The following is a 6,966-nucleotide window of genomic DNA, read 5'->3' as shown; positions in this document are numbered from 1 at the left end:
CACGGTCGTCAACCATGACACCTTCGTCTCCGGAAGGGCCGTCTCCGGAAATTACGTCCGGGATGCGTCGGTGATCCGCCAGGTCGTGGCCGCGCCGGTGCTTCGCGGCGCACTGCCCGTCATGCCGGCCGCCGGAGCCCTCCGGATTTCCCGGAATGCCGCGGCCGCCGCGCGGCCGCCCGTCCAGGTGAGCTCACGGGCGGTCGTGACCCGCCTGGCGCCTCCTCCGGCGCCTCCGTCCTTTCAATCGAAGGTCGCCGCAATCCGCGAGCAGCGCGGCGCGCCGGTGACGGCCGCCGCGGCCGCTCGAATGTCGATTCAAGGAAACCAGGGAGCCCGGGCGGTCCAGCCCATTCGGCCCGCGGCGGCTCCTTCCGGGGCGGTCACGTTTCGTCCGCGGAGCGCCGGCGCGGCCGGACCTCGTCCGCAGGCCGTGACGGCTCCCCGTGGAAAGGTCCTCGCCACGGCGGACCGGCCGATCGTTGCCTCTCCCGGGGCCGCCGCGAGGCCTCAGGCGCAGGCTCCGGCTCGAATCGCTCCGAACGCCGTCGTTTCACCGAAGCCGGCCGGAGGAACCGGAACCCGGGCGACCCAACAGCCGCTCGCGCCGCGAGGCCGGAGCGCGCCGTCTCAGGGCAGGCAGACCAACGCGCCTCCGAAGCGAACGTTCGGAACGCCTCCGGCGACGACACAGGAGAGCAACCGGCCGGCGGTTCAGCAGGGCCGTCCGTCGCAGCCGCTCGCGCCGAGAGGCCAGAGCGCGCCGTCTCAGGATCGGCAGACCAATGCCCCTCCGAAGCGGTCGTTCGAGGCGCCTCCCGCGAGGACACAGCAGAGCAATCGTCCGGCGGTGCAGCAGGGCCGTCCGTCGCAGCCGCTCGCGCCGAGAGGCCAGAGCGCACAGCCGCCCGAGCGCCAGAAGCCGGCGAACAATCCGCCTCCGAAGAAGTCCATCCAGACGCCTCCGCCCGCGAGACAAGACCATCGTCAGGCGGCTCCGGAGCGTCGGTCGCCTCAGACCGCACCGGAAAGCCGTCCGACCCCGAAGGTGAATCGGTCCGCGCCGCCGCCGCCGCGCCAGGCGGCAAGCCCGGGGGGCAAGAACACGCAACGGAAGAAGCCGGATACGAGAAAGAAGAAGAATGAGGAGCCGCCGCCTCCTCCTCCGAGGATGCCGTAAACGGCGTGAGATTTCGCTGCCTCTCGGAACGAGCGCCGCGCATCTGCGCGGCGCCGCCGTGTTTCAGGGAATGCGATGCCGTGGCGAGTACGCGCCAACCACGACGATCTCGTACGGGAGGTTCAGGTTGAGTAGCGCAGGATTTTCGACTCCGTGCCGCGCTCGCCACGCCACGACCGCGAGATCGATTCTCGGCAAACCAACGACATGCAGGCGATCGCCGGCTTTCCGGTCCCTGATGAGCCTGTCAGGCGGCGTGCCCTTGACGAAAACCATGCGCAATTTGTCGACGAGTCTGTTTCCATCCAGGTCGAGGGCCGCAGCGTCGACGAACCGGCCGTCCTCGACGACGACTTGCCGGCTGGCGGTCAGCTCCATCAGGAACTCGACATCGTTGAATTGAGTTTCGTCCCCTGGTATTCCTCGGCGTCTCCGGCGTGCTCGCTCCAGAGCCTCCAGGAGCCGGCGACTCGGATGGGCTTGCCGCTCGCTTCTGCCCGATGGATCCGGTCGATCGCGTCTTCTTCCGAGGCCGCGTTCGCGATTTCGGCGACCACCGGCAGGCCGATCGCCGGGGATTGGCCTGCCATATGGAAGTCGCCGTCCCAGAATGCCGGGTGTGGTCTCTTCCCGGCCTTCTCGACCGTCAGCTTCAACCGTATCGTCGCCCGGTCTTTGTAGGTCCTGATGAAGGAGTCGTGCAGAGTGATCTCGACGTTGTCGTCGGACAGCGCCGCGTTCACCAGGATCAGATCCTTCTTGGCCTCCCGGAACAGGGTTGAACAACCCGAGAGGAGTACGGCGGACAGAAAGAGAATCCGCTTCAAGGTCCGCCCCGATGAAGGATCAGCGGGCCGCGGTGACGAAGGGAGTGGCATCGAGGTTGCGGGAAGGAACCTTTCCGCAGCGGTACGCCCGGGCCGACCAGTCCTTCGTTCGAGTCCCCGCCGGACCGAGCAGCACGAGGGTGTCCGCTCCGATCTGGTGGGCGCGGATTTTGAGCTGATCGAGGGGCTGTTCCAGCGAAAGAAACGGAGCCAACGCGAAGACGACGCCTCGCGGTTTGCATGCCTTCATCGACGCCGCCGTCCGCGTCACCACCCGACGCGCCCCGGGAGTCATCGTCATGCTCGTGCAGCCGGCCGAGACCAGGCCGGCGAGAAGGAAAGAAGCGACCGCGAGATACACGTCGCTCGAGTTCGAACGGGTCTTCATGGTGATCATCCTCATCGGATGGAGTGCGAAATCCGGGACACTCGATCGATCTTCAGCATGGGCGCTTCAGAACTCGGCGTCCAATCGTTTGTTCCTTCTCTATTGAGACGATCGAGCGATGAGGACCGGGGGGAACGGCCGTCGCTCCTTCGAGAGCACAAAGGGGCGGCCGTATCCGCATGAGGGAGGAACCGATCGCTCGGTCAAGGCTCCGCCCGCCTGTTAACGCGCGGTCGGGCTCCGTCGGCCGGGGCGGCGTACCTCATTTCGACGCCGCCCTTTCTTGCTATTCCCGGCCTCGACGGGCGTGATCGCTCGCTCGCGGGGGGTGGCCCGCACCTGCTCGAGGAAGGAGGCGAGAATCGGTGAGGCGTCTCCGCGCCGGAAAATGATTCCTCTTTCGGTGAAGATCCCCGGGTCCGCCAGGGGACGAAAGACAACCGCCGACGCGGACATCTGCTCGAGGACGGGATCGACGAGAGCAATCGTCAGACCGGCCGCGACCATGCCGAGAACGGTTCGCGTCGACGGAATCCCTCCTTCCATCGCGATCGGCGGCCCGAAACCGGCGTGCCGAAACACGGCGAGCATCTGGTCATACGAGTCGGGCGACAGGTGCTTCGGCCAGAGCACGTAGGCTTCCTTCGACAGCTCCTCGAGCTTGAGGTCGCTCCGGCCCGCCATGGGATGACTCGCCGGAAGGGCGACGACCAGTCGCACCCGCCCCGTCGGCTCGGTGACGAGCCCTTCGGCTTGGAGCGGCAGTCCCACGAAACCGACGTCGATCTGACCGGCGCGAAGCGCCGCGACCTGGCTCTCCGGCGTCAGGTTCTGGAAGAGGACCTCCACCGAAGGGGCATGCTCGGCGAAGAGTTGAAGGGCCCGGCCCAGGAAGAGCCAGTCGGTCTCGGGAGAGATGCCGATCGCCAGTTTGCGCGATTCTCCCCGCGCCGCCTCCCGCGCGAGGCCGGCCGCGCGTTGGGCCGAGGCGAGAATGCCGCGGACCTCGCCGAGAAAACGCTCGCCCGCCGGAGTCAGCGCGACGCGCCGTTTCGTCCGAAGAAACAGATCGACCTTGAGCTCGCGCTCGAGGTCCCGGATCTGCTGGCTCAAGGACGGCTGGGAAGTGTGCACGCGCGCGGCCGCGCGGCCGAAATGGAGCTCATCGGCGACCGCCACGAAATAGCGAAGATGTCGAAGCTCCATGAGGCACTTCACATTTTACATCGGCCCACGGCGCTGATCGGTTCCGCGTCTGGACATGAGAGAAAAAAGCTATTGGACTGTCCTGCGGGAAAGAGCCATCGTGCATTCGGAGGCGTCTCCCATGTTGCACGATTTCATCACTCAGAACCGCAGCGAGCTCATCGCCTCGTGCCGGACGAAAGTCGCCGCGAGGCCGATTCCCGAGCCGACTCCTGAAGAGCTGGAGCACGGGGTCCCCCTGTTCCTGGACCAGCTCGTCGAGATCCTCCGTCTGCGGACGACGTCGAGTCGGGGAATCCGGGAGGGCGCCGAGAAGCATGGCAACGAGATGCTTCGCCTGGGGTTCACGATCAGCCAGGTCGTCCACGACTACGGCGACATCTGCCAGGCGATCACCGACCTCGCGCTCGAACGCGAAGCGCCGATCTCGACGTCCGACTTTCGCACGCTCAACCGGTGCCTCGACGACGCGATCGCCAACGCCGTTACCGAGTACAGCCGAAAGCGCGACGAGCGGATCTCGGCGGAGGGCACCGAGCGTCTGGGCGAGTTCGCGCACGAGCTCCGGAATCTCCTCAACGGAGCGACCCTCTCCTTCGACGTCCTGCGGACGGGGAGCGTCGGCGTGAACGGAGCCACCGGCGCGATCCTCGGGCGCAGCCTCTCCCGGATGCGTGACTTCGTCAACCGTTCGCTCGCCGAGACCCGCGTGGATGCCGGCGTCCAGAACCGCGAGCGGATCGCGATGGGGACGTTCATGGACGAAGTCGTGGCGCCGGCCGCGATCGAAGGCCGTGCCCGAGGCTTGCGCCTCACGGTCGTGCGCGACGAGGGTTCCGCGGCCGTCGGGGCCGACCGCCAGGTTCTGACGTCGGTCGTCGTGAATCTCCTTCAGAACGCATTCAAGTTCAGCCCGCCCGGGGGAAAGGTGACCCTGAGAACGCAGGCGGACGCCGATCGGGTCCGGATCGAAGTCGACGACGAGTGCGGAGGGCTCCGCTCCGGAGATCCGCAGACCCTCTTCCACCCGTTCGGGCGGCGCGGCAGCGACCGAAGCGGCCTGGGCCTGGGCCTCTCGATCAGCAAGCGCGGGGTCGAGGCGAGCGGCGGCACGCTCGAGGTACGCGACATCCCGGGCACCGGATGCGTCTTCACAGTGGATCTGCCGAGGGCGGCCGTCGGAGTGGATCCCGCGGAGAATCTCTCGTGAAAAAACGAGCGAAGACGTTGAGAGCTCCGGTCACTTCGAAGGACCACGTCCGGGGGTCTCCGCTCGCGGCGGTCACGCTCGTCGGCTACGGAGATTTCACGTGCCCGGAGTGCGCGAAATCCTATCGAGCCGTCAAGAAGATCCAGCGGGAAATGGGCTCCCGGCTCCGTTACGTGTTCCGCAGCTTTTCCCGGGATCCCCTCAACCGGAGGGCGGAGGACGCCGCCGAGGCGGCCGAGTGCGCAGGCGCCCAGGGAAAGTTCTGGGACATCCACGATCGGATGTTCGAAAACCAGGGAGCAGCAGACCCGCTTCCGCTGGCCGAGCACGCGCGCGCCGTCGGCCTGGACGCCGATCGATTCCGGCGGGAAATGCGGGGACACCTCCACCTGGCGAAGATCCGCGCGGTGCGGAAAGGAGGCGTTGGCCGCGGCGTCGCCGAGGTGCCCACCTTCTTCATCAATTCTCTGCGACACGAGAGCGCGTTCGGTCTGGCCACGCTGCTCCCCGCCGTCCAGGCCGCGGCGGCTGTCCTGTGATCCGGCGAAACCTCGTCCCGCGGCCGGCGGGAGACGGCGAGAAGGCGCCGGTGCGGCGATTGAGCTGGTTCAACATCCTTTTTCTCTCCCTGACACCCGTCATCGGCGTCTTCGGGACGGCGGCGTACGCGATCGCCTACGGCGTTCGCTGGTGGGAGCCGACGCTCTTTTTCGTGCTGTTCGGGCTGGTCAGCTTCTCCGTGACGGCGGGTTATCACCGCTGCTTCTCCCACAAGGCGTACGTGAGCCATCCGGCCCTGCAGGCGTTCTATCTGTTCTTCGGCTCGATGGCCTTGCAGAACTCGGCCCTCAAGTGGTCCTCGGATCACCGCGACCATCACCACTACGTGGACCGGGACTGGGACCCGTACAGCATCAAGCGCGGGGGACTGTGGGCGTACATCCTGTGGCTCTTCTACGAGGAGCCGGGGGAGCTCACGTACGACAACGTCCCGGACCTCAAGGCCAATCGCCTCGTTCGCTGGCAGTTCCACATGAACAACTGGTTCGGCCTGATCGCGGGTCTCGGGATCCCGATGGCGGTCGGCGCGCTGTTCGGCCGGCCTCTCGGAGGACTCCTGTGGGGAGGATTCCTCCGGATCGCCGTGATCCATCACACGACTTTCCTCGTCAACTCCGTGGCGCACCTGTACGGCACGCGCCCCTACACGGAGGAGAACTCGGCGCGCGACAACGGTCTGCTCCGCGCCGTTTCGCGCGAGCAGTAGACGCGAGCCTTCCTGCCCGACGGCTTCGTCATCGCGTGGAGTCGCGCGGGCTGTCTTAGGCTTTGACTTCCGGTTCGGGCGCTTTTTTCGTCGCCACGGCCGCCCGCAGAGCCCGCATGTTCACGCGATGGCGGAGCTTCTTCTTCCGGGCGGCGGCGAATCGCGCCTTCTCGCCATTGATCTTCGACATGGTTCGATACTACACCCTGCCGTTGCGCCTCCCGGGCGGCCCATCTTCGCCACCGTGCGATAAGGTTCGGCAACGATGGACCTGGCCCGGCCCAAAGCGGCGATCGCGCGGCTCTCGCGGCTCAACAGCGCGGCCGCGGAGCTGGCCTACTATCTCGCGCTCTCCCTGGTTCCCTTCGTCGGGATCGCCATCGTGGTGGTCAGCCTCTGGTTTCCCGGGGGCCTCGGCGCGTCCATCGCCAGGGTCCTGCGCGGCGTTCTGCCGGGTTCGCCCGTCGCGGGCGAAGTCATGCGGTGGGCACGCTCCTCGGCGAGCCGGGGGTGGCTGACGGCCGGCTTCCTGCTCGCGCTCTGGAGCTCGTTTCGATTCACGTCGCGGTGCGTCGATGCGCTCGGCACGATGATTTCGGGCGTCACCCGCTCGCCGGAGCGGACCGGGTCGTCGATCGTCCGATCGATGCTGCTGCTCGTGGTCTGGATGGTGGCGCTCCTGGCGACGGCCTTCTTCCTTCTCGTGGCGCCTTCCGTCGAGCGCGAGCTGCTCGGACCGTCGGCGCTGTCCGACGTATCGTCCGCGGCCTTCACGGCGCTGCAGGCGCTGCTCGCTCCCGGCATCCTGTTCGGCGCGATCTGGCTGACGTACCGGGTGGTCGGGGGCATGCGGGCGGGCGGCCTCCGGATGGCGCTGGTCGCGCTGCT

General features: G+C 67.1%; 9 protein-coding genes. 4 read left to right on the top strand and 5 right to left on the bottom strand.

Annotated elements, in window-relative coordinates; all coding sequences use genetic code 11:
* Positions 1-1,243: 1,243 nt before the first annotated feature.
* The 4 genes from VKH46_12725 to VKH46_12710 form a co-directional block, all read right to left on the bottom strand.
* On the bottom strand, positions 1,244-1,558 hold the full coding sequence (locus VKH46_12725; protein ID HKB71701.1) for a hypothetical protein: 315 nt from the start codon (positions 1,556-1,558) through the stop codon (positions 1,244-1,246).
* Positions 1,558-2,007 carry a hypothetical protein gene (locus VKH46_12720; protein ID HKB71700.1) on the bottom strand — a complete coding sequence of 150 codons (450 nt, stop codon included), beginning with the start codon at positions 2,005-2,007 and terminating at the stop codon, positions 1,558-1,560. The genes VKH46_12725 and VKH46_12720 overlap by 1 nt, the downstream gene beginning before the upstream one ends.
* Before the next feature lie 19 nt (positions 2,008-2,026).
* Complete coding sequence (locus tag VKH46_12715; GenBank protein HKB71699.1) at positions 2,027-2,395, bottom strand: hypothetical protein; 369 nt, start codon at positions 2,393-2,395, stop codon at positions 2,027-2,029.
* Positions 2,396-2,617: 222 nt separating this feature from the next.
* Positions 2,618-3,601, bottom strand: coding sequence for a LysR substrate-binding domain-containing protein (locus tag VKH46_12710; GenBank protein ID HKB71698.1), 984 nt, complete (start codon positions 3,599-3,601; stop codon positions 2,618-2,620).
* Between the two features lie 121 nt (positions 3,602-3,722).
* Between VKH46_12710 and VKH46_12705 the strand changes: the two genes are divergently transcribed.
* Genes VKH46_12705 through VKH46_12695 form a run of 3 tightly spaced genes read left to right on the top strand, consistent with a single transcriptional unit; the run spans position 3,723 to position 6,078 of the window.
* Positions 3,723-4,811, top strand: a complete 1,089-nt coding sequence (locus VKH46_12705) for a HAMP domain-containing sensor histidine kinase (GenBank protein ID HKB71697.1) — start codon at positions 3,723-3,725, stop codon at positions 4,809-4,811.
* Positions 4,808-5,350: a thioredoxin domain-containing protein gene (locus tag VKH46_12700; protein HKB71696.1), complete on the top strand. Its 543-nt coding sequence runs from the start codon at positions 4,808-4,810 to the stop codon at positions 5,348-5,350. Before VKH46_12705 ends, VKH46_12700 begins: the two co-directional genes overlap by 4 nt.
* Positions 5,347-6,078: an acyl-CoA desaturase gene (locus tag VKH46_12695; GenBank protein HKB71695.1), complete on the top strand. Its 732-nt coding sequence runs from the start codon at positions 5,347-5,349 to the stop codon at positions 6,076-6,078. The genes VKH46_12700 and VKH46_12695 overlap by 4 nt, the downstream gene beginning before the upstream one ends.
* 55 nt (positions 6,079-6,133) lie before the next feature.
* Here the strand turns inward: VKH46_12695 and VKH46_12690 are convergent, their stop codons facing one another.
* Complete coding sequence (locus VKH46_12690; protein HKB71694.1) at positions 6,134-6,268, bottom strand: hypothetical protein; 135 nt, start codon at positions 6,266-6,268, stop codon at positions 6,134-6,136.
* 75 nt (positions 6,269-6,343) lie between these two features.
* Here VKH46_12690 and VKH46_12685 point away from each other — a divergent pair.
* Positions 6,344-6,966: YhjD/YihY/BrkB family envelope integrity protein (locus VKH46_12685; GenBank protein HKB71693.1), on the top strand; the 623-nt coding region annotated here is incomplete at its 3' end.

The sequence above is a fragment of the Thermoanaerobaculia bacterium genome (assembly GCA_035260525.1).
Lineage (GTDB): Bacteria > Acidobacteriota > Thermoanaerobaculia > UBA5066 > DATFVB01 > DATFVB01.
Note: the sequence above shows the minus strand (reverse complement) of the source record. Positions and strands in the feature narration are given on the sequence as shown.